This is a genomic window from Demequina sp. NBRC 110056 (genome assembly GCF_002090155.1).
In the GTDB taxonomy this organism is placed as follows: domain Bacteria; phylum Actinomycetota; class Actinomycetes; order Actinomycetales; family Demequinaceae; genus Demequina.
In genome coordinates, this window is sequence record NZ_BBRM01000002.1 from 223,664 (window position 1) to 248,600 (window position 24,937).

Sequence of the window (24,937 nt, forward strand, 5' to 3'; positions counted from 1 at the left end):
CGAGGGAGTGACGGGCGTGAGAACCAGCGAGCGGGTCTACCGGCAGCTGTGCGACGAGATCCTCGACGGCACGCTCGCTCCCGGCGCGGTCCTCGCGGAGGTCGAGCAGGCCGAGCGGCTGGGAGTGTCACGCACGCCGCTGCGGGAGGCGCTCGCGCGGCTGCAGGCCGAAGGCCTCGTCGTCGCGCGGGGGGGGCGAGGGCTGATCGTCGCCGCGCTGAGCCCTCAGAACGTGCGCGAGCTGCACGAGGTGCGCGAGGCGCTCGAGGTCAAGGCAGCTCGGCTCGCCGCGCTGCGCCGCGACCCGGAGGTCTTCGACGACCTGCGAGCTCAGGTCCGCGAATCCGCGCGCGACCTCGACACTGCCGGCGGACGCGCCGCGTTCTACGAGACCGTCGGGCGGATGGATGCCGCGATCGACGCAGCAGCGGCGAGCCCACACCTGCTCGCCGCCCTGCGCGGCGTGCGCGTGCACGTCGCCCGTGTCCGCCGTCTCGCCCAGGACGACGCGGAGCGGCTGCGCAGCGCGGCGCACGAGCACCTGATGATCCTCGACGCGATCGTCGAGGGCAACGAGTCCATGGCGGCGCACGCCACCGAGCTTCACCTGCATCGCAGCCTTGCGGCGGTCCTGTCCGCGATGGCTGCGTCCACCGTCCCCGTCCCCGTCCTCGAGGAGAGCCGTCCGTGATCACCCACACCGTCCGAGCCCACAAGTCCGCGGAGGCGCTTCCTCGTGAGGAGCAGCTCGCCTGGCGGATCGCCGAGGTCGCCAGCGAGCGTGTCGAGGTCACGCCCGAGGTCGAGGACATGGTCATCAACCGGATGATCGACAACGCGGCCGTCGCCGTCGCCTCGTACGGACGCGAGGCTCCTAGCGCCGCGCGCACCCAGGCGCTCGCGCATCGGCCCTCCACCGGCGGCGCCGGCGCCACGGTGTTCGGCGAGCCGCAGGGAACGCGCGTGAGCGCCGAGTGGGCGGCGTGGGCCAACGGCGTCGCCGTGCGCGAGCTCGACTACCACGACACCTTCCTTGCCGAGGAGTACTCCCACCCCGGGGACAACATCCCGCCGCTGCTCGCCGTCGCGCAGCACGCCGCCGCTCGCGGCCTCAGCGGCGCGGACCTGCTCCACGGCCTCGTCACCGGGTACGAGATCCAGATCGACCTCGTGAAGGCGATCAGCCTGCATCGCCACAAGATCGACCACGTCGCTCACCTGGGGCCCAGCGCGGCGGCGGGCATCGGCACGATGCTCGGCCTTCCGACCGAGGTGATCTTCCAGGCGATCGGCCAGGCACTGCACACCACGACCGCGACCCGACAGTCCCGCAAGGGCGAGATCTCGTCGTGGAAGGCGCACGCGCCGGCACTCGCGGGCAAGCTCGCGGTGGAGGCGATCGACCGCGCGATGCGCGGGCAGACCTCGCCGACTCCCATCTACGAGGGCGAGGACGGAGTCATCGCGTGGTTGCTCGGCGGCTTCGACGCCCGCTACGAGGTGCCGCTGCCCGAGCGCGGCGAGACCCGCCGGGCGATCCTCGACTCGTACACCAAGGAGCACTCGGCGGAGTACCAGTCGCAGGCGTGGATCGACCTGGCGCGCAAGCTGCACCGCGAACGCCCCGACGTCGCCGACCCCGCCAACGTCGAGCGGATCGTGCTCGCGACGTCGCACCACACCCACTACGTGATCGGCAACGGCTCGGAGGACCCGGAGAAGTTCGACCCTCGCGCCTCGCGGGAGACGCTCGACCACTCGCTGCCGTACATCTTCACCGTCGCGCTTCAGGACGGCGGCTTCGACCACGACAGGTCCTACCTCCCCGAGCGCGCAGCGCGGCAGGACACCGTCGACCTGTGGCAGCGCATCAGCACCGTCGAGGACCCCGAGTGGACCCGCCGATACCACTCGAACGACCCGGCGGAGAAGGCGTTCGGCGGCTCCATCGAGATCCACCTGTCCGACGGATCCGTCGTGCGCGACGAGATCGCGGTGGCAGACGCGCACCCGCTCGGCGCGCGGCCCTTCGGCCGCGAGCAGTACATCGCCAAGTTCCGCACCCTCGCCGACGGCATCGTCGAGCCCGGTGAGGCCGAGCGCTTCCTCGACGCCGTGCAGCGTCTGCCCGAGCTCGCCGGCGGCGAGCTCGTCGGTCTCGGCGTCGCGGTGAGCGCCGAGGCTCGCGCTGCCGCCCCCCGCCCCGCCGGACTGCTCTAGGAGGCGCACGTGCTGTACTCGACCGCGACCCCCGCCGACAAGCGCGCCGCGTTTCGCGCGCGCCTCGCCTCGGGCGAGCTGCTGCGCTTCCCGGGCGCGTTCAACCCGCTCAGCGCACGCATCATCGAGCGCCACGGCTTCGAGGGGGTCTACATCTCGGGAGCGGTGCTCTCGGCGGACCTGGGCCTGCCGGACATCGGCCTCACGACGTTGTCGGAGGTCGCGGGCCGTTCGCGGCAGATCGCGCGGATGACCGAGCTGCCGGCGATCGTGGACGCGGACACGGGGTTCGGCGAACCGATGAACGTCGCCCGCACGGTCCAGGAGATGGAGGACGCCGGTCTCGCCGGGCTCCACATCGAGGACCAGGTCAACCCCAAGCGATGCGGTCACCTCGACGGCAAGGACGTGGTCGACGAGGCCACGGCCGCGCGACGCATCCGCGCGGCCGTCGACGGCCGGCGCGACCCCAACTTCCTCATCATGGCCCGCACCGACGTGCGCGGCGTGGAGGGCTTCGACGCCGCAGCGGACCGCGCGAGGGCGCTGGTCGACGCCGGCGCTGACGCGATCTTCCCCGAGGCGATGGCGACCCTCGAGGAGTTCGCCGCGATCCGTGCGGCGGTCGACGTCCCGATCCTCGCGAACATGACCGAGTTCGGGAAGTCCGAGCTGTTCACGGTCGACCAGCTGCGTGACGTCGGCGTGAGCATCGTCATCTGGCCGGTGTCGCTGCTGCGCCTGGCGATGGGAGCCGCCGAGCGTGGGCTCCAGGAGCTCACCGGGGAGGGAAGGCTCACCGCGAAGCTGGGCGAGATGCAGCACCGTGCGGACCTCTACGACCTCATCGACTACGAGGGCTACGCCCACTTCGACAGCGACATCTTCACGTTCGACGTCACCAAGGACTGACGACCCCACCACAGGAACGACCACCACCGCACCATCACAAGGGAGTGATCATGAGCGAGGACACCGAGATCAAGAAGGGCCTGGCAGGCGTCAAGGTCGACTACACCGCCGTCTCGAAGGTGAACGCCGAGACGAACTCGCTGCTGTACCGCGGCTACCCGGTCCAGGAGCTCGCGGCGACCAAGGACTTCGAGGAGGTCGCGTACCTCCTGTGGCATGGGGAGCTGCCCACGCCCGAGCAGCTGGCGAGGTTCGTCGCCCTCGAGCGGGCGCATCGGGCCCTCGACCCGGGAGCGAAGCGCCTCATCGACGGGCTGCCCAGCACGACGCACCCCATGGACATGGTGCGCACGGCCGTCAGCATCTTGGGTGCCGAGGACGCGACGGCCTGGAGCTCCGACCCCGACGACATCCTCGACAAGGCGTTGATCCTGTTCGCGAAGCTGCCGGCGATCGTCGCCTACAGCCAGCGCCGCAGCCGCGGTCTCGGGCTCGTCGAGCCCCGCCGTGACCTCGGCTACGCCGCGAACTTCCTGTGGATGACGTTCGAGGAGGAGCAGCCCGAGGTGGTGCGCAAGGCCTTCGACGTGTCGATGACTCTCTACGCCGAGCACTCGTTCAACGCCTCGACGTTCACCGCGCGCGTGGTGACCTCGACGCTGTCGGACTACTACAGCGCGATCGTGGCGGCGATCGGCGCGCTCAAGGGGCCCCTCCACGGCGGCGCCAACGAGGCCGTGATGCGCACCTTCGAGGAGATCGGCTCCGCCGAGGCCGTCGCGCCGTGGCTGGACGAGGCTCTCGCCGACAAGCGCAAGATCATGGGCTTCGGCCACCGCGTGTACAAGCGCGGCGACTCTCGCGTTCCCACCATGAAGGCCGCGCTCGACACCCTCGTCGACCACTACGAGCGGCCCGACCTCGCGGCGCTGTACGACACGCTCGAGTCCGAGTTCGTGTCGCGCAAGGGCATCTACCCGAACCTCGACTACCCCTCCGGACCGGCGTACCACCTCATCGGCTTCGACACGGAGATCTTCACGCCGCTGTTCGTCGCAGCGCGCGTCACCGGGTGGACCGCGCATATTCGCGAGCAGCTGGCGTCGAACGCGCTGATCCGCCCGCTGAGCGTCTACGACGGACCCGCCGAGCGACACATCGAGGGCTACGTGCCCGACGAGGCGCACCTCGCCGCCGCGGCACGGGAGGCCGAGAGCGTGCACTGACGCCGCAGTGAGGGGTGGGCGGAGGGTGTCGACCCCAAGGGAGCGTGCACACGGCCGATGCGCGCTCAGTCGTCGTCGACGTCCGCCTCCGCGGCTGGGACCGACGACAGCAGGGCGAGCACGCCGGCGTCCGTCGCGGGCGGCCGCTCCTCGTCGTACCAGGCACCCTCGAAGGTGGTCCCGGTGAGGTCGGCGTCGGTCAGGACGGCGTCCGACAGGTCCACCCCGGCGAGCGTGGCCTCGGTCAGGTCGGCGCCCGTGAGATCCGCGGCGGTGAGGTCAGCGCCGGTGAGGTCGGCCTCGGCGAGCGAGGCGGTCACGAGGCTCGAGCGCTTGAGCTCGGCGCCGCGCAGAGAGGCGTCCGCGAAGTCGGCATCGTCGAGCGGCAGCCCGCTCAGCTGCGCCCCGTCGAGCAAGAGCCCCGAGAACGGCAGGGTGGAAGTCTCGGCCATCACCGCCTGACGCACGAACAGCGAGTTCGACAGGGCCTCGCTGTGAGCGTTCTGGGCGTCCGTGCGGCGTGCGTCGAGCCCGAACATCACGCCGGAGACCGCGAACGCGAGCACCACGCCGCCGATGACCTCCAGCCACAGATCGTCGCGATTGCGGGCGATGAAGCCTCGCACCCCTCGCGTGGTCGTCGGCTCTGCCATGCCCACCCCCATGGACGTTCGCGCCGGTGCTGAGGCAGCGGCATGTGCCAGGCACGATACAGCACCGCGGCCGCACTCACCAGGGTGCTCCCGTGACCAAGGAGCGCTGACCTGGGAGCGCGTGCCAGCCCGCGCATCGGCCCTCCGCGTGCTTCGCCGGCGACGCGCCGCGCCCCTCGCGCGGGGGCGCGCGAGGAGGCCGCGAACTCTCAGAAAGTCTCATAGAACGCGAGTCAGGCTGGGAGATGCATACCGGCCGCAGTCGCCCGATTGCGGGTGGCCGGCCACGACCACGAGGACAGGAGACAGCATGCTGAAGAAGTCCATCGGCGCGGTCGCACTCGCGTGCGGCGCCATCGCGCTGACTGCGCCGGTCGCAGCCGCCGGCCAGGATCATGGCGGCAAGGACCGTGAGGGCCGCGGTGGCTCGTCCATCGAGCGGCTCCTCGACCGCGTCGACGCCGAGGGCGCCTACGAGCACCTCGAAGCCTTCCAGGAGATCGCCGAGGCCAACGGCGGCAACCGCGCGTCGGGCTTCGCCGGCTACGACGCGTCCGCCGACTACGTCGCCGAGCGCATGCGCAAGGCGGGCTACCGCGTGAGCGTCGAGGAGTTCACCTTCGACTCCTTCGAGGAGCTCTCGGAGGCCGAGCTCGAGCAGGTCTCGCCGGTGCCCACCGTCTACGAGAACCTGGGCGAGCCGGGCTTCGCGACCATGGAGTACTCGGGCTCGGGCGACGTCACCGCGACCGCCGAGGCCGTCGACATCATCGACCCCGCGGGCACCGAGGCGAACACGTCGTCCTCCGGGTGCGAGGCCGAGGACTTCGCTGGCTTCACCGCGGGCAACATCGCCGTCGTCCAGCGCGGCACCTGCGGCTTCGCCGACAAGGCCGCCAACGCCGAGGCGGCGGGCGCCGTGGGCGTCGTCATCTTCAACGAGGGCCAGGAGGGCCGCACGGACAACTTCGCCGGCACCCTGGGCGGCACCGGCATCACCATCCCGGTCGTAGGCGCGTCCTACGCCGTGGGAGCCGAGCTCGCCGCGGGCGGCGTCGAGGTCCGCGTGTCCGTCGACGCCCAGACCGAGACCCGCGAGACGTCCAACGTCATCGCCGAGTCGCGCTGGGGCGACGAGGACAACGTCGTCATGGCCGGCGCCCACCTCGACTCCGTGGCGGAAGGGTCCGGCATCAACGACAACGGCTCTGGCTCTGCGGCGCTGCTCGAGGTCGCGGAGGCCCTGGGCAAGTCCAAGAAGGGCAACAACCAGGTGCGCTTCGCCTGGTGGGGTGCCGAGGAGTCGGGCCTCATCGGCTCCTACGAGTACACCGGCGCCCTGACGGAGGAGGAGATCGACCAGATCGCTCTGTACCTCAACTTCGACATGGTCGCCTCGCCCAACCACATCTTCGGCATCTACGACGGCGACGGGTCGGACTTCGGCCTGACCGGTCCCGAGGGCTCGGCGGACGTCGAGGCCACCTTCGAGGAGTTCTACGAGTCCGCGGGCGAGCCGTTCCAGGGCACCGAGTTCTCCGGACGCTCCGACTACGCCGGGTTCATCGACGTCGGCATCCCCGCCGGCGGTCTGTTCACCGGAGCCGAGGGCATCAAGACCGAGGAGGAGGCCGCGCTGTACGGCGGCACCGCTGGCGAGGCGTACGACCCGTGCTACCACTCGGCGTGCGACGACCTCAGCAACCTCAACCTCGAGGCACTCGACACCAACGTCGACGCGATCGCCTACGCGCTGGCCACCTACGCGCACAGCACGGAGGACGTCAACGGCGTGGTGCCCGACAAGGGCCACGGCTGGGGCCACGGCAAGGACAAGGACGGCAAGGACAAGGGCCGCGACGACTGGAAGCGCAAGGGTCACGGCAAGGGCGACCAGCGCCCCGGCCGCAGCGGCTGGGACGACTGAGCGCGAGCATCGGCGCACGGTAGAACTGGTGCGCTGACCGATCGGCGCAGTGTGTGATCGGCGCAGTGTGTGATCGGCGCTGAGCAAGGGGAGGGCGCGGTCCTGCGGGGCCGCGCCCTTCCGCGCGCCTCATGCCCGCGCCAGGAGGTGCTGAGCGCACGTGCGCGCTCGCAACGTGAGCTCAGCACCTCGTGGGGCCCGTGAGCGCGACGCACGTGGTCATGAGGGCCGCCTGCGCTGACGTACCCTTGGGCGGTCCCACGGGCGCCACCCGGCGCCCAACCCTCACACGACGCGGTGTGAGCCGGCGCTGACGGCCTCCCGCGTGACTGGAGCTGCCACCGCATGCCGCGCAAGCGCACCATCGCCCTTCTGTCGGTCGTCATCCTCGGCGCCGGAGTCGCCGCCGCGTACATCTACGCGCGGCCGCTCCTCATCACAGGCACCGGCTACGCCGCACACAACGCATGCGCCGTCGAGTCGATCGCGGGACGCACGGATCCCGAGACGGACCTGCCGGCGAACCCGCTGGTGCCGGTGCTGCGCGTGAGCACGACACCCGACAGCGATGGCGCTCGGGCATCGATCCTTGGCGTCGCGGCGAGCCAGACCGCGTGGCAGATCCCAGGGTTCGGCTGCACCCTCGCACCCGACCGTCCCGACGCTTGGGGTGAGGCCACCGCCGTCAGCACGGAGGCGAACCCCTACGCGGCGCTCCCGCTGACGCCGGGCGACGACGAGGCCGTCACGGACGCGCTCGCGCACGGGTTCGGAGACGACCTGGGCGAGGAGGACCGCCAGGCGCTGGGCACGCGAGGCATCGTCGTGCTCAAGGGCGGCGAGCTCGTCGCCGAGCGCTACGCGGAGGGCTTCGACCGGGCCACTGCGCAGCTGGGCTGGTCGATGAGCAAGAGCGTCACGGACCTGCTCGTGGGCCGCTACGTCGCCCAAGGTGAGGTGTCGCTCGACGACGATCACCTGCGCGAGGAGTGGACCGATGCGCGCGCCGGCATCACCGTGCGGCACCTGCTGCAGATGACGAGCGGCCTGGAGTGGGACGAGACCTACGACCTCGGCACGCCCATCACCCAGATGCTCTACGCCGAGCCGGATATGGGCGCCTACGTGGCGTCGCAGGATCTCGCGCACGCGCCAGGGGAGTACCTCCAGTACTCGAGCGGCAGCACGACGGTGCTGTGCGACATCGTGACCGAGGGGCGCGGCGGGGCTGACGCGCCGCGTCGGGAGCTGTTCGCACCGCTGGGACTTGCGAGCGCGGTGATGGAGGCCGACGCCACGGGGACGCCGGTGTGCAGCTCCTACATGTGGGCGACCCCGCGGGAGTGGGCGTCGATCGGGCAGCTCGCGCTGCAGGACGGCGAGTGGAACGGCGAGCGGCTGCTGCCCGAGGGATGGATCGCGCAGTCGACGCTCCCCGTCGACACGGAGGTGGAGCCCGGCTCCGACGGCTACGCGACCGGCTGGTGGGCGAACACCCGAGCAGACGGCACCGTCATCGATCCCGCGCTTCCGGCTGACGCGTTCCGCGCCAGCGGCCACGACGGCCAGTGGGTGCTCGTGGTGCCGTCGGAGGACCTCGTGATGGCTCGCCTGGGCTTCACCCCGGAGGCCGACGACAAGCGCCTGAGCTCGACGGCGGCGTTGCTGATCGACGCGCTGCGCTGACCTGCGCGCGTCGCTCGGCCTGCGTCCCGTGAGGCACTGAGTGCCGATTCCGAACCGAGAACGGCACTCAGTGCCTTCCAGCGCGCAGTGTGAGGAGCCAGGCGGGACTCGCGCACCATGCAAGGCGCGAGCGAACGACGAAGGGCCGCCCCCTCGCGGGAACGACGCTTCGTGCGTCTGCGCTACGACCTAGCCGCCGTAGCAGCCGGCGTCCGACAGCGCGGCGTGGATGTAGGTGAGCACCTCCGCCGTGAAGTCTCGAGTGCGGTCGTCGAGCGTCAGGTCCTGATCGAGGGCAGCATCCGCGTAGAGGTCGAAGGCCTTCTGGAGCGACTTGCAGTCACGCTCGGCGGCGGCCTGGTCGATGGAGTCCTTGAGGACTTCGCCGTCGCGAGTGGGGGCGTCGTCCCAGAATGTTGCTTCGCCGTTCTCGCGTGTCGCGTCGGCTGAGCACCCTGCCACAGCGATGGCCAGGATTGCGATGGCGATTGCGCGCTTCACGATTCCCCTTCGTGCCTCGTGCCTCGCGCTCGGGCGTCGCGAATGGAGACACGGTACCGAACGTGGCGCGACTCCCAGGAGGAAGGACGCGCCACATTCCTGACACACGGCCTGCGTCCTGTGAGGCACTGAGTGCCGATTCCGCGCCGAGAACGGCACTCAGTGCCTTCCAGCGCGCTCTGGGAGGAGCCATGCGGGAGGCGCGCGGTTGCGTACGAACGACGAAGGGCCGCCCCCTCGCGGGGACGGCCCTTCGTGTGTCTGCGCTACGGCTTAGACGTCGTAGTACAGCTCGAACTCGTGCGGGTGCGGACGGAAGCGCAGCGGGTCGATCTCGTTGGAGCGCTTGTAGTCGATCCACTCGGCGATCAGGTCCTCGGTGAACACGCCGCCCTCGGTGAGGAACGCGTGGTCCTCCTCGAGCTTGTCGAGCACCTTGGAGAGGCTGTCCGGCACCTGCGGGATCTGGGCGTGCTCCTCGGGGGGCAGCTCGTACAGGTCCTTGTCGATCGGGGCCGGCGGCTCGATCTTGTTCTTGATGCCGTCGAGGCCCGCCATGAGCAGCGCCGCGAATGCGAGGTAGGGGTTGCCCGAGGAGTCAGGCGCGCGGAACTCGATGCGCTTGGCCTTGGGGTTGGTGCCGGTGATCGGGATGCGGACCGCGGCGGAGCGGTTGCGAGCCGAGTACACCAGGTTGACGGGGGCCTCGTAGCCGGGCACCAGGCGGTGGTACGAGTTCACCGTGGGGTTGGTGAACGCGAGCAGCGAGGGTGCGTGCTTGAGGATGCCGCCGATGTACCAGCGGGCGACGTCCGACAGGCCGCCGTAGCCGGCCTCGTCGTAGAACAGCGGCGAGCCGTCCTTCCACACCGACTGGTGCACGTGCATGCCCGAGCCGTTGTCGCCGAAGAGGGGCTTGGGCATGAAGGTCGCGGTCTTGCCCGCGTTCCAGGCCACGTTCTTGACGACGTACTTGAACTTCATGATGTCGTCCGCCGCGTGCAGCAGCGTGTTGAAGCGGTAGTTGATCTCCATCTGGCCGGCGGTGCCGACCTCGTGGTGCGCACGCTCGAGCTCGAGGCCCACCTGGCCGAGCACGGTGCAGATCTCGTCGCGCAGGTCGGCCATCTGGTCGCCGGGCGAGACGGGGAAGTAGCCGCCCTTGTAGCGGGTCTTGTAGCCGAGGTTCGGCGAGCCGTCGAGCTCGGTCTCGGCGCCGGTGTTCCACCAGCCCTCGGAGGACTCGATGTGGTAGTAGCCCTCGTGCTGGTTGGTGTCGAAGCGCACCGAGTCGAAGATGAAGAACTCGGCCTCGGGCGCGAAGAACGCGGTGTCGCCGATGCCGGTCGACTTGAGGTACTCCTGGGCCTTCATCGCGACGTTGCGCGGGTCACGGGAGTAGGGCTCGTCGGTGAACGGGTCGACCACCGAGAAGTTGATGACGAGGGTCTTCGCCTTGCGGAACGGGTCGACGTACGAGGTCGCGAGGTCCGCGATCAGCTTCATGTCGGACTCGTTGATGGCCTGGAAGCCACGGATCGAGGAGCCGTCGAACGCGGCACCGTCCTCGAGGACGGTCTCGAACTGGGCCGCGGGAACGTTGACGTGCTGCATCGCGCCAGGAAGGTCGCAGAAGCGGATGTCGATGTACTCGACCGCCTCATCCTTCACGAACGCGATTGCCTCTTCGGCAGTCTTGAACATCCGGTTGCTCCTTGCAATGTGATAGGTGCCAGGGATAGCAGTGCCCACCATAGGGGCCGGCAGTTTCACCCAGATTCAAGACGTGTTACGAAACTGTTTCATGAAGTCCGAGCGCAGCACGAGGCTGCCTCCGGCGGTCCCCAGGCGACGCAACTGACCCTAGCGGAACCGTCGTTACGATGGAACGGTGACGGACGCGACCACTCAGGGCGCACGCGCATCGGTGGGTCGAAGGCTGCTCGGCGTCGGCATCGACTGGGTGCTGTGCCTCCTCATCTCCTCAGCCTTCTTCGCCGTCCCCGGCGCCGCGGACCTGACGCCGCCCGAGCGGGTGCTCGTGGCCGGCGAGCCGATCGCGACGCTCGGCATCTGGGCCGTGCAGCACCTCATCCTGGTGGCGACGCTCGGCACGACGGTGGGGCACCGCCTCATGGGCCTGCGCGTGGTGCGGGAGGACGGCACGCCGTACGTGGGCGTCGTGAAGGCCGCGATCCGCACCGTGCTCCTCGGGCTGGTGCTGCCCGCGGTGGTGTGGGACAACGAGGGGCGCGGCCTCCACGACAGGGGAGCGGGCACGCGGGTGGTCCTCACCCGCCGAGGGGCCGATGCGTGAGCTGAGGGTCCGTGCCGTCCTGTGCGACATGGATGGCACGCTCGTGGACTCGAACGCCCTGGTCGACGAGATGTGGAACGGCTTCGCCGACGAGCTCGGGTTGGACGCTACCGAGGTGCGCGCGTTCGCGCACGGCCGGCCGTCGCGAGCCACCATCGCGCGCTACGTGTCTGACCCCAGCGAGATCGACGGATGGCTCGACCGGATCCACCAGATGGAGGCGAGCCGCTTCGACGCGGTCGTCGAGATCGCCGGCGCGGCCGCGTTCACGTCTGCGTTGCCGACGGGCCGGTGGGCGGTCGTGACGTCCGCGCTCGCGCGGCCCGCCCGCGCTCGGCTGGAGGCCGTCGGCATCACGCCCCCGTCGATCCTCATCGGCGCCGACGACGTCGCCGCCGGCAAGCCCGATCCCGAGGGCTTCGCGCGCGCGGCGCGCGAGCTGGGCGTCGAGGGCCGGGACTGCGTGGTCTTCGAGGACACCGACGCCGGCGTGCGCGCGGGTCAGGCCGCCGGCTGCACCGTCGTCGTGGTCGGGCCGAACCGCTCGGAGGCGACGGCCGGGCTGCCGCGGGTCGCCGACATGACGCAGATGCACGCGCGCACCGAGGGCGAGCGCATCGTCCTCACCCTGCCGTCGGGGGACTGAGGCGGGAAGCCGGCGCGCGCATCGGCGCTCCGAACGCGCGACGGCGCGGGAGGTCGAGCAGAGCCGAACGGCTCAGCGGCCGCGCATCGCCTTGCGGTCGGGGCGCGCACGCATGGGGTCGACGCCCTTGGGCACGGGAAGCTGCTGGCCGCCGATCGCGTCGAGGCGCGCCGTGACGGCCGCGCGCTCGCTCTTCGACAGCGCCTTCTTGTTCTTGCGGATCGCCTTGGGCACGTTCTTGAGGGGCACCTCGCCCTCGCGCGTGCCGACGTAGATCGTGTTGACCGGCACGCCGGGAACCAGCTTGTTGATGCGACGGGTCGCGGCGGTGACCTGCTTCTGGGCCGCCGTCCCGCCCTCGGCGAGCAGGACGACGCCGCCCTTGCCGACGCCGCGGAACACGATCGACTTGCCGCGCGGGTCCACCGAGATCGGGTCGTCGTGGAACTGCCAGCCCGAGCGCATGCCCTGGGCGATGGACAGCGATGCGCCCATCTGGCCCTCCATGCGGCGGTACATGACCTTCTCGAAGCGGCGCGTCAGCGTGAACATCGCGGCCAGCGCGGCGGACAGCACACCGAAGATGATCAGGTAGATCAGCACGATGGTCGAGAACTGCAGGCCGATCACGACGAACGCCGCGATGATCACCACCGGGATGCCGATCAGCAGCGGCAGCAGCCACTTGTCCTCGGGGGCGGTGAACTTGTACGCCTGCGCGATCAGCTTGTACCAGCGCGGCTTCTTCTCGGGTTCCTTAGCCATGATGGCGCCAAGTCTAGTCGCTCGGACGGGCAGCGCCGATGCGCGGGCTGGGCCCTCTCAGCAGGACGGGCGAGCGGTGCGGTTGAGCAGGTACGACGCCTCCTGGCGCGCCTCCATCGGCTCGCCCAGGTGCGCGAGCGCCTCGGGGATCGGGCGGCCCTTGCTCGTCATGGCCTGGCCCCAGAGACGGCCCGCGCGGTAGCTCGAGCGCACCAGCGGGCCCGACATGACTCCCAGGAAGCCCATCTCCTCGGCGGCCTCGGACAGCTCGACGAACTCCTCGGGCTTGACCCACCGCTCCACGGGATGGTGGCGGGGGCTGGGGCGCAGGTACTGGGTGATGGTGATGAGGTCGCAGCCCGCGTCGTGCAGGTCCTGCAGCGCCTGGACGGCCTCCTCGAACGTCTCGCCCATGCCGAGGATGATGTTCGACTTGGTGACCAGCCCATCCTTCTGGGCCTCGGTGATGACCTGCAGCGAGCGCTCGTAGCGGAACGCGGGACGGATGCGCTTGAAGATGCGCGGCACCGTCTCGACGTTGTGCGCGAGCACCTCGGGGCGGGAGGAGAACACCTCCGCGAGCTGGTCGGGCTCGGCGTTGAAGTCGGGGATCAGCAGCTCGACGCCGGTGCCGGGGTTGAGCTCGTGGATCTTGCGCGTGGTCTCCGCGTAGAGCCAGGCGCCGCCGTCGTCCAGGTCGTCGCGCGCGACGCCCGTGACGGTCGAGTACTTCAGCCCCATCTGCTTGACCGAGTTCGCCACCTTGGTGGGCTCCATGCGGTCCAGCGGCGACGGCTTGCCGGTGTCGATCTGGCAGAAGTCGCAGCGGCGCGTGCACTGAGCGCCGCCGATGAGGAACGTGGCCTCGCGGTCCTCCCAGCATTCGAAGATGTTGGGGCAGCCCGCCTCCTCGCACACCGTGTGCAGGCCCTGGCCGTGGACGCGCTCCTTCATGTCCCGGTACTCGGGGCCCATGGTCGCCTTGGTCCGGATCCACTCGGGCTTGCGCTCGATGGGCGTCTCGGCGTTGCGGGCCTCGACGCGCAGCATCCTGCGGCCCTCGGGTGCGATGGTCACACGGTCTCCTTGGGGTGATCGGGAACGCGACCGGCGTCACCTGTGGGCGACGCCGTCTCCCAGCGTACGGGGGCGAGCGCGGTTTCCAGGAATCCGACCATCGCCTCGCGCACGTCCGCGATGCCCACGGGACGGCCGAGCTCGCGCGACAGCGACGTCACGTCGGCGTCCGAGATGCCGCACGGCACGATGCGGTCGAACTCCGCGAGCGCCGGGTCGCAGTTGAGCGCGAAGCCGTGCATGGTGACGCCCTTGGCCACGCGCACGCCGATCGCGCAGATCTTGCGCTCCTGACGGTCCGCGGTGGCCGGCAGCCACACGCCGGAGCGGTCCTCGACGCGCACGGTGTCGAGGCCGTAGGTGGCGCACAGGTCCATGACGGCCTGCTCGAGCGAGCGGACGTAGCGGACCACGTCGATGGGCTCGGCGAGCCGGACGATGGGGTAGCCGACGAGCTGGCCGGGGCCGTGCCAGGTGATGCGGCCGCCGCGGTCCACGTCGACGACGGGCGTGCCGTCCACCGGGCGGTCCCAGCTCGCGGTGCGTCGGCCCGCGGTGTAGACGTCCTCGTGCTCGACCAGGAGCACGGTGTCGGAGCGCTCGCCCGCGACCCGCTGGGCGTGCAGGGAACGCTGCAGATCCCAGCCCTCCTGGTACGGCACCAGGCGCGAGCCGAGGTCGACGTCGATGATGTCCATAGGCTCCCAGGCTAACCCGGCGGAATACCGGCGCATTCCCGGCGTTAGGGCACGATATGAGAATGTCCTCACGCACGTGGCTGCGGCCGCTCATCGTCCTCGCGATCGTCGTCGCCTGGCTCGCCATCGGCGGCGCCGGCGGCCAGACCTTCGGCAAGCTCTCGGAGGTGCAGGAGAACGATGCCGCGGCGTTCCTGCCGTCGTCCGCGGAGTCCACGCAGGCGGCCGAGCTGCAAGCCGAGTTCATGCCCGCGCAGGCCGTGCCGGGCATCTTCGTGGTCGACGGGATCTCCGGGCCGGAGGACATCGCGACCGTCGAGGAGTTCGTCGCCGACGTGGTGGCGACGCCCATCGAAGGCGACGAGCAGGGGCGCACCGTGGGGGACGTCCTGTCGCCTCCCGCCAGCCAGGTCGCGCCGCAGGTGGTGCCGTCCGAGGACGGCGAGGCTGTGCTCGTCGCCTTCAGCATGGACTCCGAGCTCGTGGGCGAGACCGCCGGCGAGGACGCGCTCGGCGAGCTCGTCGCGCAGACGATCCGCGCCACCTGGGCCGAGGTCGACACGGACCTCGACGGGCACCTCACGGGAGCGCTGGGCGTGCTCGCGGACCTGCTCGAGGCGTTCGCGGGCATCGACGGCATCCTGCTGCTGGTCGCGCTCGCCGTCGTGCTCGTCATCCTGCTCATCGTCTACCGCAGCCCGGTGCTGCCGTTCCTCGTGCTGTCCACGGCGTTGATCGCGCTCACCGGCGCGATCCTCGCCGTCTTCGCCCTGGCAGACGCGGACGTCATCACGCTCAACGGCCAGTCGCAGGGCATCATGTTCATCCTCGTGGTCGGCGCCACCACCGACTACGCGCTGCTGCTCGTCGCGCGCTACCGCGAGGAGCTGCTGCGCACGCAGTCTCCGTACGACGCCCTCGCTCACGCGTGGCGGCGCTCGCTCGAGCCCATCGCCGCGTCGGCCGGCACCGTCATCCTGGGTCTGCTGGTGCTGCTGCTCAGCGACCTGAAGTCGAACGCCGCGCTCGGCCCGGCCGGAGCGATCGGCATCGCGAGCGCGCTGCTCGCCGCGCTCACGCTGCTGCCGGCGCTGCTGCTCATCGGCGGCAAGCACGCCCGCGGCGTGTTCTGGCCCGCGATGCCGCGCTACGCGGGCGACAGCGCCGAGGTGGACGCCGACCCCTCGCAGGGCAAGGGCTTCTGGCCGCGGCTCGCACGCAGGGTCGACGCGCACCCGCGGCGCACCTGGGCGCTGGCGGCTCTCGGCCTCGTCATCGCGGCCGCGTTCCTGCCCACCTTCAAGACCGGCGGCCTGGGGGAGGGCGACGTGTTCACCGGACGCGTCGACTCGGTCCAGGGCACCGCGGTGCTCGAGGACCACTTCGATGCGGGCGCGACGTCGCCCATCCGCATCTTCGTGCCCGAGGACCAGGCTGACGCGGCCGTGGAGGCCACCGCCGCGGTCGAGGGCGTCCAGGACGCCTACCTGCTGACCCCCTCCGTCGCCGAGGGCGCGCCTCCGGGCGTGGCAGGGCCCGAGGAGCCCGTCGTGATCGACGGGATGGTCGAGGTCGTCGCGATCACGCAGGTCTCGTCCAGCTCGGCGGAGGCCGCCGACATCGTGCAGGACGTCCGCGACGCGGTGCACCCGCTCGACGATTCCGTGCTCGTCGGCGGTCAGGCCGCCGAGCAGCTCGACACGCGCCTGACGACGCAGCGCGACACCCTGGTGATCATCCCGACCATCCTCGCAGTGATCTTCGTGGTGCTCGTGATGCTGCTGCGGTCGATCGTGGCTCCGGCGCTGATCGTGCTGGCGAACATCCTGTCGTACGCCGCGACCATCGGCATCTCGGCGATCCTGTTCAACTACGTCTTCGACTTCCCGGGATCGGATCCTGCGGTGCCGTTGCTCGGGTTCGTCTTCCTCGTCGCCCTCGGCGTCGACTACTCGATCTTCCTCATGTCGAGGGCGCGCGAGGAGTCGTTGCAGCACGGCACGCGCGAGGGCACGCGTCGCGCGCTCGCCGTCACGGGCGGCGTCATCACCTCGGCCGGCATCGTGCTCGCCGCGACGTTCGCGGCGCTCGGCGTGATCCCGCTGATCTTCCTCGCGCAGATCGCCGTGATCGTCGGCCTGGGCGTCCTCGTGGACACCTTCGTGGTGCGATCGCTGCTGGTGCCGGGGCTCGTCGGCGACATCGGCCGTCCCGTGTGGTGGCCGTGGGCGCGTCGCATCCCCGCGGACACCGCCGACTGACCCTGTGGAAAACGCCCACCGTGCCTCGATCCGGGGCACGGTGGACGCATGGATCTGTCAGCCCCGCGCAGCCGCCCGCCGCTTCGGCGCGTCGTCGGCACGGGACCGGAGCTCCTCGCTCGGGTAGGGCAGAGGGCCGATGCGCTCGCTGGCTTGGGCACGCCGACCGTCCTTGCGCCCTCGGCGGTGGCGGCCGATGCGCGGGGCCGGGTGGTCGTCGAGCTCCCCGCGGTCGACGGCATGGACCTCGCCGAGCTCGCGACGTCTCGCGCGCCGCTGAGCGCGGCGGAGTGCGCGTGGCTCGCGCGCCGGCTCGGCGACGCGCTGACCAGCATGCATGCCGCCGGCCTCGCCCACGGTGACATCGCGCCGGCGAACGTCGCGCTCACCGCGCACGGGGTCGCCCTGCTGGACACCATCGGCGGCTGCCTCGACGACGAGCGCGGCACGCCAGGGTTCCGAGCCCCCGAACGTGATCGCGGAGCGACCCTGCCCGGCGACGTGTACTCGCTCGGCGCGCTCCTGCGGTGGGCCGTGTGCGAGCGGGACCGGCCGTTGGTCGAGGCCTGGACGAGCCCGCTCCTCGTTCCCGACCCGGCCGAGCGCCCGCCCGCGCAGGTCGCGGCACGCGCGCTCTCTCGGCTCGCGCCCGAGGTCGCTCCGGCCCGACCGGCGTCGGCTGACGTCGCGGCCGCCGCCCGGGCGCGCGCGGCTCCGCGCACGGAGCGCATCCCGGCGGGGAGATGGTGGCGCGCGCGACGCCACGTGGAGCGCGCCGGAGCCGTGCTGGGCGTCACGGTAGGCGCGGCGGCGATCATCCTCGGCGTGCCGCGCCTGGTCGACGGGGCGCTCGCCGAGCCCGCCTCGATCGAAGCGGGGAGCTTCGCGGCGGGAGGTTCCGACGCTATGGTGTCCGACGCCATGGTGTCCGATGTCGACGGTTCCGAGGGCGCGGGCTCCGACGTCGTGAGGTCCGGTGCGCCAGCCTCCGAGAGTGCTGACGGACCCGAGCGCCCCGGGCATCTTCGGTCGGTGACCGACGGCTGGGCCGTGCCGGCGGCGGTGTCCGTCGCAGCCGACCTCGCGGTGGTGACGAGGCGCGACGACCCCATGGCGGCCGCGGTCGCGCTCACCGAGGCGCGCATCGACGCGCTGAGGCGGGCCGATGGCGATGCGCTGCGAGGACTCGTGAGCAGCTCGCCTCCGGCAGCGGAGCTGACGGCCACGATCGGTGCGTTGGCCTCCCGGCTCGACGCCGGGACGCTGCGCTACGCCGGCCTCGACCTTGAGATCCAGTCAGCACTCGTGAGGCGCCACGACGAGGGTGAGACGACCGTCGCCCTGACCTACCGCATCGGCCCCCACACCGTCGAGGAGGATGGCGCGGTCACCCGTGTCGCAGGCCGCATCGAGCGCGTGCTGATGGCGCTGAGGTGGGAGGGGAGGTGGACCGTGGCGTCCGTCACTGCGGACGCATGACCCAGCGGGCGGCGGCGTCGATGTAGGGGTGATCCCACGCGAAGCCCAGGCGAGCGAGCACCCCAGGCGTCGCCTTCTGGCTCGACAGGAGGTCCTCGGCGGCGGGGCCGATCGCGAGCCGCAGCGCCCACGCCGGAACAGGCAGGCCCGGCTTGTGGCCGGCGGCCTCCGTCATCGCGCGGATGAGGTGGGCGTCCCGCACCGAGGCGGGGGCGATCGCGTTGACGGGTCCGCGGTGGTCGCTGTCGACGAGGAAGCGCAGCACGCGGATGTGGTCGTGCAGCGTGATCCACGCGTGCCACGCATCGCCCGGCCCGAGCGACCGCAGCAGTCCGCGGCTCACGAGCGGAAGCAGCCGCTCGGCGAAGCCTCCGTGGGGTGCGAGCACGAGGCCGGTGCGCGCGAAGACCGTGCGGATCCCCGCGTCCACGGCAGGCTGAGCGGCGGCCTCCCACTGGGAGACGATCGACGCCAGCAGCGTCGTGCCGGCGCCGGAGCGCTCCGTGAGGCTCTCCTCGCCGCGGTCCCCATAGAAGCCCATAGCCGAGCCCTGGAGCAGGACGCCGTCGAAGGAGACGTCGACGAGCGCGCGCGCGAGCGTGCCGGTGGCGTCGAGGCGCGACTGGAGGACGACCTCGGCGTAGGAGTCCGTCAGCCGCTTGTCTCCGATGGATGCGCCGGCGAGGTTGACGACGACATCCGCGGATGAGAGGAGGTCTCGATCGACCGTGCCCGCGCCGGGATCCCACGAGGACTCGTGCGGTCCCTTCGCCTCGCGGCGCACCAGCGCGATGACGTCGTGGTCGTCGGCCTCAAGCGACTCCTTGAGTGCCGTGCCGATGAGGCCGGACGAGCCGGCGACCACGACGCGCATGCAGGCTCCTTAGAGACCCAGCTCGGACTCGAACTCCCCGGCCTCGATGATGCGCTTGACCGTCTGCAGGAAGCGGGCGGCGTCCGCGCCGTCCACGATGCGGTGGTCGTAGCTCAGCGGGAGGTAGCACATGGGGCGCACGGAGATGACGTCCTCGCCATCGGGACCCTTGACGACCACCGGCTTCTTGACGATCGCGCAGGTGGCGAGGATGCCGACCTGAGGCGACGGCACGATGGGCGTGTCGAACAGGGTCCCGCCCGAGCCGGTGTTGGTCACCGAGAAGGTGCCGCCGGAGATCTCGTCGGAGGACAGACCGCCGTCGCGCGCCTTCGTGGCGAGGTCGACGATGCCCTTGGCGTGGTCGACGATCGTCTTCGAGTCCGCGTCCTTGAGCGTCGGGAGCATCAGGCCCTTGGGGGTGTCCACCGCGAGCGACAGGTTGACCGACGGGTGGTAGACGATGCTGCCCTCGTCGACCGATGCGTTGAGGAACGCGTGCTCCTGCAGCGCGATCGCCGTCGCACGAGTGAAGAACGGCAGGAACGTGAGGTTCACGCCGTGCTTCTCGGAGAACGCCGCCTTCGACTTCGCGCGCAGCGCCCAGATCTTGGTGCAGTCGACCTCGATGACGGACGTCAGCTGCGCCATGCCGTGCAGCGACTCCATCATCTTGTCCGCGGTGATCTTGCGGATGCGCGTCATCTTCACGGTCTGGCCGCGCAGCTCGGAGACCTCGACCTCGTTGGCCGACGTCGCGGGTGCAGCAGCGGCGGACGGCGCCGCGGCGGGAGCGGAGGCGGCCGGGGCCGGGGCCTCCGCCGCGCTCAGCACGTCCTCCTTGCGGATGCGGCCGCCCACGCCGGTGCCGGTGACGGCGGCGAGGTCGACGCCGCGCTCACGGGCGAGCTTGCGGACGATCGGGGTGACGTAGCCCGAGCCGGTGGACGCCTCGGCGGACGTCGCGGCCGGAGCCGACGCTGCCGCGGACGCAGGCGCAGGTGCGGAGGCGGGCGCCGACTCCTGCTGCGCGGGCGCGACGGCCTCTGCGGCAGGGGAGGACGCGGGCTCGGCCTGCGGTGCGGCCTCGGCGGTGGGCTGCGGCGCAGGAGCGGACTCCTCGGCGGGCGCCGATGCCTCGGCGGGAGCGGAAGGCTCTGCAGGCGCGGAGGCGGGCTCGGGAGCCGCGGCGGACTCCGGTGCCGGCGCGGACGCGGGCGCTGCACCTGCCTCGCCGATGCGGGCGAGCACGGCGCCGACCTCGGCCTCCTCGTCCTCCTGGACGAGGATCTCGGTCAGGGTGCCGGCGAAGGGCGAGGGGATCTCGGTGTCGACCTTGTCGGTCGAGACCTCGAGCAGCGGCTCGTCGACCTCGACGGTGTCGCCGACGGACTTCAGCCAGCGGGTGACGGTGCCCTCGGTCACGGACTCGCCGAGCGCGGGGAGCGTGACGTCCTGGCCGCCGCCCGACGGGGCGGGCGCCGAAGCCTCGGCAGGAGCTGAGGCCGGCGCGGGGGCCGATGCGGGTGCCGACTCCTGAGCGGGAGCGGACTCCGGCGCAGGGGCGGAGGCCTCGGCAGGTGCGGACGCCTCAGCCGGAGCCGACGCCTCGGCGGGCGCAGACGCCTCGGCCGGAGCCGACGGCTCGGAGGAGGCCTCACCAGCCTCGCCGATGCGGGCGAGCACGGCGCCGACCTCGGCCTCCTCGTCCTCCTGGACGAGGATCTCGGTCAGGGTGCCGGCGAAGGGCGAGGGGATCTCGGTGTCGACCTTGTCGGTCGAGACCTCGAGCAGCGGCTCGTCGACCTCGACGGTGTCGCCGACGGACTTCAGCCAGCGGGTGACGGTGCCCTCGGTGACGGATTCGCCCAGGGCCGGAAGTGTGACGTCATTGCTCATGATGGGAATTGTCTCCGATGATCAGTCGTGGGCGTGAAGCGGCTTGCCGGCGAGCGCGAGGTGCGCCTCGCCCATGGCCTCGTTCTGGGTGGGGTGGGCGTGGATCAGCGGAGCCACGTCGTCGGGGTGCGCCTCCCAGTTGACGATGAGCTGCGCCTCGCCGATCTGCTCGCCGACGCGAGCACCCAGCATGTGGACGCCGACCACGGGGCCGTCCTTGACCCGGACCAGCTTGATGAAGCCCTGGGTGGCGAGGATCTGGCTCTTGCCGTTGCCGCCCAGGTTGTACTCGAGGGTCTCCACCGCATCGTCGCCGTGGAGCTCCTTCGCCTTGGCCTCCGTGACACCCACCGAGGCGACCTCGGGCTCGCAGTAGGTGACGCGCGGGATGCCGGACTCCTCGATCTGCTGGGGCGCGAGGCCCGCGATCGTCTCGGCGACGAAGATGCCCTGCTGGAAGCCGCGGTGCGCGAGCTGCAGGCCGGGGACGATGTCGCCCACGGCGTAGATGTTCGCGACGCCGGTGTGGAGCTTGTCGTCGGTCAGCACGAACCCGCGGTCGACGCGGATGCCCTGCTCCTCGTAGCCCAGGCCCGAGGTGCGCGGGCCGCGGCCGACGGCGACCAGCAGCAGGTCGGCCGAGATGGTGGTGCCGTCCTCGAGGGACACGGTCACGCCGGAGTCGTTCTGCTCGACGCCCTGGAAGCGCACGCCCAGCTTGAAGTCGATCTTGCGCTTGCGGAACGCGCGCTCGAGGCCCTTGCTCAGCGCCTCGTCCTCGTTGGGCACGAGGTGGGGGAGCGCCTCGACGATCGTGACGTCGGCGCCGAAGGACTTCCACACCGAGGCGAACTCGACGCCGATGACGCCGCCGCCGAGCACGATGGCCGACTTGGGGACGTAGTCCATCGCGAGGGCCTGGTCGGAGGTCATCACGCGACCGCCGATCTCGAGGCCCGGCAGCGAGCGGGCGTACGAGCCGGTCGCGAGGACGATGCTCTTCGCGGTGTAGCGCTCGCCGCGCACCTCGATGGCGTCGGGGCCCACGAGCGTGCCGTGGCCCTCGATGACGACCACCTTGCGCGACTTCACGAGGCCCTGGAGGCCCTTGTAGAGGCGGTCGATGACGCCCTGCTTGTAGGAGTTCACGACCGTCATGTCGATGGACTCGAGCGTCGAGTTGACGCCGAACTTCGATCCCTCGCGAGCATTGTCGGCGAGCTCGGCGGCGTGGAGGAGGGCCTTGGTGGGGATGCAGCCGTTGTGGAGGCACGTGCCACCCACCTTCGACTCCTCCACGAGGCCGACCGTGAGGCCGAGCTGGGCGGCGCGGAGCGCGGCGGCGTATCCGCCGGAGCCTCCACCGAGAACGAGCAGGTCAAACGAGCGAGGGGTGGACTCGGTCACTATGAGTTCTCCTTGTGAGGAAGTCGGTCTCTCCCATCTTGCCACCTGTCAGCGGTGACGCGAACCGGAGGGCGTGACTACCCTGGGCCCATGAGCTTCTTCTCGAAGATGTTCGGCTCCAAGGGCGCCGAGTCATCCTCCAACGGCGCCGCGTCCAAGGAGGCGCGCTCGGAGACCATCACCCACCTCAAGGAGTTCGTCCGCGGGCATCAGGGCTGCGAGGCGTTCATCGAGCCGCCCACCCGTGTCACGCAGACCACCATGGTGATCGTCGCCGACACCGGCGAGTGGACGCGACGGCGCGTGCCGGACCCCGCCACGGCGCGCAAGGTCGCGAAGCAGCTCGGGGTGCCCGCATTCGACGTGAATCTGTCGGGATACCCGTCGCGTATGCGCGAGTGGAACGAGAAGCAGCGCAAGCAGCGCTAGCAAGCCCGCGCATCGGCCCTCGCCCGGCCGCACTCGCCCTGCCGCACCCACCCTGCCGCCCCGTACCGCTCAACACACAGCGGTGACTCGTGGGGAGCGTGGGGCTCGCGTGACGCACCACGTGCCGCATCCGTCACCTGCGTCCCAGGTGTGTGGTGAGCGGTACGCCCACCGCGCCCTGACAGTGCGAACCACTCCGGCGCCGACACGCCGGCACGGCCCACGCATCGGCGCGCTTCGACCGGCGCGTCTCACCTCAGTTGGTTCACACTGTCGGAGGAGTGGGTGGTGTGACGCCCACCCGACACCTCCGAACATCTCCGGCGCGACACGCGGTGTCGTCCGCCGCATCGGCGCTCACGGCTCGGCGTGTCGCGCCGGAGATGTTCGGAACTGTCGGCGTGGGCGAGCGGACGGAGGGCCGATGCGCTGGCCGGGACAGCACGAAGGCCCGGCCCCCGCGTGGGGACCGGGCCTGCGCGGCAGCGGGGCCTAGAGGCCCGCGCGCTTCTCGAGGAAGCGGAACATGGTGCGCACCGAGGCGCCGGTGCCGCCCGCGGGGGTGAAGCCGTAGGGCTTGCCCTCGTTGAACGCGGGGCGGGCGATGTCGAGGTGCGCCCACGGCACGTCGCCGCGGAACTCCTGGAGGAACAGGCCAGCCGACAGCATGCCGCCCGCGGGCCCGGCGATGTTCTGCAGGTCCGCGATCTTGGAGTCGAGCTCCTCGCGCAGGTGCGCGGGCAGCGGCATGGGCCAGAACGCCTCGTCGACCTCGCCGGCGGCGTCCACGACCTCGGTGCGGATCGCCTCGTCGCCCATGACGCCCGAGGTGCGGGTGCCGAGCGCGACGCCCTGGGCGCCGGTGAGGGTCGCGATGTCGAGGACCACGTCGGGCTCCTCCTCGATCGCGCGGGCGAGGCCGTCGGCCATGACGAGCCGGCCCTCGGCGTCGGTGTTGAGCACCTCGACGGTCTTGCCGCCGTAGTGGCGGATGACGTCGGACGGGCGCTGCGCGGTGCCCGAGGGCATGTTCTCCGCGAGGCACAGCCAGCCGGTCACGGCGATGGGCAGCTTCGCGCGCGCCGCGGCGAACACGATGTTCATCACGGCGGCCGCGCCGGACATGTCCGACTTCATGGTCTCCATCGACTTCGGCGGCTTGAGCGAGATGCCGCCGGTGTCGAACGTGATGCCCTTGCCGACCAGCGCGACGGTCTGGGTCGCGCCCTCCGGCTTCCAGGACAGGCGCACCAGGCGCGGCAGGCGGGACGAGCCCATGCCCACCGCGAGGAGTCCGCCGAAGCCCTGCTCGGCGAGCTGCTGCGGCTCCCAGGTCAGCGCCTCGACGCCCAGCTGGCCGGCGTACTCGTGGGCGATCTCCGCGAACGAGGCGGGGAACAGGTCCAGCGGCGAGGTGTTGGTGAGGTCGCGAGTCGACGCGACGGCGGCGGCGATGATGGTCGCGCGCTCGACGGCGGCGTCCGAGGCGCCGGCGACCAGCCAGGCGGTCGAGTGCGGCTCCGCCTCGTCCTCGGAGGACTTGTAGTCGGTGAAGGTGTAGGCGCCCAGCAGCGCGCCCTCGGCGACGGCGGCGGCCTTGAGGTCCGAGTCGGCGGGGATCGCGACGACGACGGTCGACGGCTTCTTGCCGGTCGCGCGCGCGGCGGCGCCGGCGGCGAAGCGCAGGTCGCCCTCGGTCGCGTCGCCCAGGCCGACCAGGACGATGCGGGTCGCGGCCACGCCGGTGCCCGGCAGGACCACGGTCGAGCCGACCTTCGCGGACGGCTCGAGGGCCGATGCGGTCTCCGCGATGGCGGCGCGCACGTCCTCGGGAAGCTGGGGGTGGGAGGCGACGTCGCCGTCGAAGCCCAGGATCAGGGCGTCGGCGTCGAGCGTCGAGACGGTCTCGCTTGTGGCGTTCAGTGAGGTCATGAAACGAGCCTATCCCGCGCTACGTTGG

21 protein-coding genes are annotated in these 24,937 nt (G+C 71.1%); 11 read left to right on the forward strand and 10 right to left on the reverse strand.

All coding sequences use genetic code 11. The features are described 5' to 3' along the window. Window positions 1-16 precede the first annotated feature (16 nt). From B7K25_RS01065 to B7K25_RS01080, 4 genes are read left to right on the forward strand one after another with little or no spacing between them, the layout of a single operon-like run. Window positions 17-691: a GntR family transcriptional regulator gene (locus B7K25_RS01065; RefSeq protein ID WP_084104479.1), complete on the forward strand. Its 675-nt coding sequence runs from the start codon at window positions 17-19 to the stop codon at window positions 689-691. After that, window positions 688-2,220, forward strand: a complete 1,533-nt coding sequence (locus B7K25_RS01070; protein WP_084103424.1) for an MmgE/PrpD family protein — start codon at window positions 688-690, stop codon at window positions 2,218-2,220. The genes B7K25_RS01065 and B7K25_RS01070 overlap by 4 nt, the downstream gene beginning before the upstream one ends. Window positions 2,221-2,229: 9 nt before the next feature. Further along, window positions 2,230-3,132: a methylisocitrate lyase gene (gene prpB / locus B7K25_RS01075; RefSeq protein ID WP_084103426.1), complete on the forward strand. Its 903-nt coding sequence runs from the start codon at window positions 2,230-2,232 to the stop codon at window positions 3,130-3,132. Window positions 3,133-3,182: 50 nt separating this feature from the next. Beyond that, on the forward strand, window positions 3,183-4,358 hold the full coding sequence (locus B7K25_RS01080; protein WP_084104480.1) for a bifunctional 2-methylcitrate synthase/citrate synthase: 1,176 nt from the start codon (window positions 3,183-3,185) through the stop codon (window positions 4,356-4,358). A gap of 65 nt (window positions 4,359-4,423) precedes the next feature. Here the strand turns inward: B7K25_RS01080 and B7K25_RS01085 are convergent, their stop codons facing one another. After that, on the reverse strand, window positions 4,424-5,011 hold the full coding sequence (locus B7K25_RS01085) for a pentapeptide repeat-containing protein (protein ID WP_159450078.1): 588 nt from the start codon (window positions 5,009-5,011) through the stop codon (window positions 4,424-4,426). 310 nt (window positions 5,012-5,321) lie between these two features. Between B7K25_RS01085 and B7K25_RS01090 the strand changes: the two genes are divergently transcribed. Further along, window positions 5,322-6,938 carry a M28 family metallopeptidase gene (locus B7K25_RS01090; protein ID WP_144018792.1) on the forward strand — a complete coding sequence of 539 codons (1,617 nt, stop codon included), beginning with the start codon at window positions 5,322-5,324 and terminating at the stop codon, window positions 6,936-6,938. 345 nt (window positions 6,939-7,283) lie between these two features. Continuing rightward, complete coding sequence (locus tag B7K25_RS01095) at window positions 7,284-8,624, forward strand: serine hydrolase (RefSeq protein ID WP_084103430.1); 1,341 nt, start codon at window positions 7,284-7,286, stop codon at window positions 8,622-8,624. 189 nt (window positions 8,625-8,813) lie between these two features. Here the strand turns inward: B7K25_RS01095 and B7K25_RS01100 are convergent, their stop codons facing one another. Both B7K25_RS01100 and glnA read right to left on the reverse strand, forming a co-directional pair. After that, the gene (locus tag B7K25_RS01100) at window positions 8,814-9,125 is read right to left on the reverse strand and encodes a hypothetical protein (RefSeq protein WP_084103432.1); all 312 of its coding nucleotides are present in this window, start codon (window positions 9,123-9,125) and stop codon (window positions 8,814-8,816) included. Window positions 9,126-9,398: 273 nt separating this feature from the next. Continuing rightward, window positions 9,399-10,829, reverse strand: coding sequence for a type I glutamate--ammonia ligase (gene glnA / locus B7K25_RS01105; protein ID WP_084103434.1), 1,431 nt, complete (start codon window positions 10,827-10,829; stop codon window positions 9,399-9,401). A gap of 187 nt (window positions 10,830-11,016) precedes the next feature. On the opposite strand from glnA, the gene B7K25_RS01110 reads away from it, so the two are divergent. Both B7K25_RS01110 and B7K25_RS01115 read left to right on the forward strand, forming a co-directional pair. Then, window positions 11,017-11,442 carry an RDD family protein gene (locus tag B7K25_RS01110; protein ID WP_084103436.1) on the forward strand — a complete coding sequence of 142 codons (426 nt, stop codon included), beginning with the start codon at window positions 11,017-11,019 and terminating at the stop codon, window positions 11,440-11,442. After that, on the forward strand, window positions 11,435-12,088 hold the full coding sequence (locus B7K25_RS01115) for an HAD-IA family hydrolase (protein WP_084103438.1): 654 nt from the start codon (window positions 11,435-11,437) through the stop codon (window positions 12,086-12,088). Before B7K25_RS01110 ends, B7K25_RS01115 begins: the two co-directional genes overlap by 8 nt. A gap of 72 nt (window positions 12,089-12,160) precedes the next feature. On the opposite strand, the gene B7K25_RS01120 is transcribed toward B7K25_RS01115, so the two are convergent. The 3 genes from B7K25_RS01120 to lipB are packed head-to-tail and all read right to left on the reverse strand — an operon-like array spanning window position 12,161 to window position 14,628. Further along, window positions 12,161-12,853 (reverse strand): DUF4191 domain-containing protein, encoded by a 693-nt coding sequence (locus B7K25_RS01120; RefSeq protein WP_084103440.1) that lies wholly within the window; start codon window positions 12,851-12,853, stop codon window positions 12,161-12,163. A 57-nt stretch (window positions 12,854-12,910) separates the two neighbouring features. Then, window positions 12,911-13,930, reverse strand: a complete 1,020-nt coding sequence (gene lipA / locus B7K25_RS01125; protein ID WP_084103442.1) for a lipoyl synthase — start codon at window positions 13,928-13,930, stop codon at window positions 12,911-12,913. Next, entirely contained in the window at window positions 13,927-14,628 is a 702-nt protein-coding gene (gene lipB, locus B7K25_RS01130; protein ID WP_084103443.1) for a lipoyl(octanoyl) transferase LipB, read from the reverse strand. Before lipB ends, lipA begins: the two co-directional genes overlap by 4 nt. A gap of 62 nt (window positions 14,629-14,690) precedes the next feature. Here lipB and B7K25_RS01135 point away from each other — a divergent pair, with 62 nt between their 5' ends. After that, window positions 14,691-16,889, forward strand: coding sequence for an efflux RND transporter permease subunit (locus tag B7K25_RS01135; protein ID WP_084103444.1), 2,199 nt, complete (start codon window positions 14,691-14,693; stop codon window positions 16,887-16,889). A gap of 48 nt (window positions 16,890-16,937) precedes the next feature. Beyond that, complete coding sequence (locus B7K25_RS13480) at window positions 16,938-18,368, forward strand: hypothetical protein (protein WP_144018793.1); 1,431 nt, start codon at window positions 16,938-16,940, stop codon at window positions 18,366-18,368. Here B7K25_RS13480 and B7K25_RS01155 read toward each other — a convergent pair. Genes B7K25_RS01155 through lpdA form a run of 3 tightly spaced genes read right to left on the reverse strand, consistent with a single transcriptional unit; the run spans window position 18,352 to window position 22,548 of the window. Then, entirely contained in the window at window positions 18,352-19,242 is an 891-nt protein-coding gene (locus B7K25_RS01155) for a TIGR01777 family oxidoreductase (protein WP_084103452.1), read from the reverse strand. The two genes, B7K25_RS13480 and B7K25_RS01155, sit on opposite strands and share 17 nt — an antisense overlap. Before the next feature lie 9 nt (window positions 19,243-19,251). Next, on the reverse strand, window positions 19,252-21,141 hold the full coding sequence (gene sucB / locus B7K25_RS01160; protein ID WP_084103454.1) for a 2-oxoglutarate dehydrogenase, E2 component, dihydrolipoamide succinyltransferase: 1,890 nt from the start codon (window positions 21,139-21,141) through the stop codon (window positions 19,252-19,254). Window positions 21,142-21,162: 21 nt separating this feature from the next. Then, the gene (lpdA, locus tag B7K25_RS01165) at window positions 21,163-22,548 is read right to left on the reverse strand and encodes a dihydrolipoyl dehydrogenase (protein WP_084103456.1); all 1,386 of its coding nucleotides are present in this window, start codon (window positions 22,546-22,548) and stop codon (window positions 21,163-21,165) included. Window positions 22,549-22,638: 90 nt separating this feature from the next. On the opposite strand from lpdA, the gene B7K25_RS01170 reads away from it, so the two are divergent. Next, window positions 22,639-22,977: an oxidoreductase gene (locus tag B7K25_RS01170; protein WP_234988020.1), complete on the forward strand. Its 339-nt coding sequence runs from the start codon at window positions 22,639-22,641 to the stop codon at window positions 22,975-22,977. 492 nt (window positions 22,978-23,469) lie between these two features. On the opposite strand, the gene B7K25_RS01175 is transcribed toward B7K25_RS01170, so the two are convergent. Beyond that, the gene (locus B7K25_RS01175; RefSeq protein WP_084103458.1) at window positions 23,470-24,909 is read right to left on the reverse strand and encodes a leucyl aminopeptidase; all 1,440 of its coding nucleotides are present in this window, start codon (window positions 24,907-24,909) and stop codon (window positions 23,470-23,472) included. Window positions 24,910-24,937: the final 28 nt, after the last annotated feature.

Coding starts and splice junctions, on each gene's coding strand:
- B7K25_RS01120 (WP_084103440.1), bottom strand. CDS start 12,853: ATGGCTAAGGAACCCGAGAAGAAGCCGCGCTGGTACAAGCTGATCGCG.
- B7K25_RS01170 (WP_234988020.1), top strand. CDS start 22,639: ATGAGCTTCTTCTCGAAGATGTTCGGCTCCAAGGGCGCCGAGTCATCC.
- B7K25_RS01175 (WP_084103458.1), bottom strand. CDS start 24,909: ATGACCTCACTGAACGCCACAAGCGAGACCGTCTCGACGCTCGACGCC.
- B7K25_RS01135 (WP_084103444.1), top strand. CDS start 14,691: ATGTCCTCACGCACGTGGCTGCGGCCGCTCATCGTCCTCGCGATCGTC.
- B7K25_RS01085 (WP_159450078.1), bottom strand. CDS start 5,011: ATGGCAGAGCCGACGACCACGCGAGGGGTGCGAGGCTTCATCGCCCGC.
- sucB (WP_084103454.1), bottom strand. CDS start 21,141: ATGAGCAATGACGTCACACTTCCGGCCCTGGGCGAATCCGTCACCGAG.
- B7K25_RS01095 (WP_084103430.1), top strand. CDS start 7,284: ATGCCGCGCAAGCGCACCATCGCCCTTCTGTCGGTCGTCATCCTCGGC.
- B7K25_RS13480 (WP_144018793.1), top strand. CDS start 16,938: ATGGATCTGTCAGCCCCGCGCAGCCGCCCGCCGCTTCGGCGCGTCGTC.
- B7K25_RS01080 (WP_084104480.1), top strand. CDS start 3,183: ATGAGCGAGGACACCGAGATCAAGAAGGGCCTGGCAGGCGTCAAGGTC.
- glnA (WP_084103434.1), bottom strand. CDS start 10,829: ATGTTCAAGACTGCCGAAGAGGCAATCGCGTTCGTGAAGGATGAGGCG.
- B7K25_RS01155 (WP_084103452.1), bottom strand. CDS start 19,242: ATGCGCGTCGTGGTCGCCGGCTCGTCCGGCCTCATCGGCACGGCACTC.
- B7K25_RS01090 (WP_144018792.1), top strand. CDS start 5,322: ATGCTGAAGAAGTCCATCGGCGCGGTCGCACTCGCGTGCGGCGCCATC.
- lipB (WP_084103443.1), bottom strand. CDS start 14,628: ATGGACATCATCGACGTCGACCTCGGCTCGCGCCTGGTGCCGTACCAG.
- B7K25_RS01115 (WP_084103438.1), top strand. CDS start 11,435: ATGCGTGAGCTGAGGGTCCGTGCCGTCCTGTGCGACATGGATGGCACG.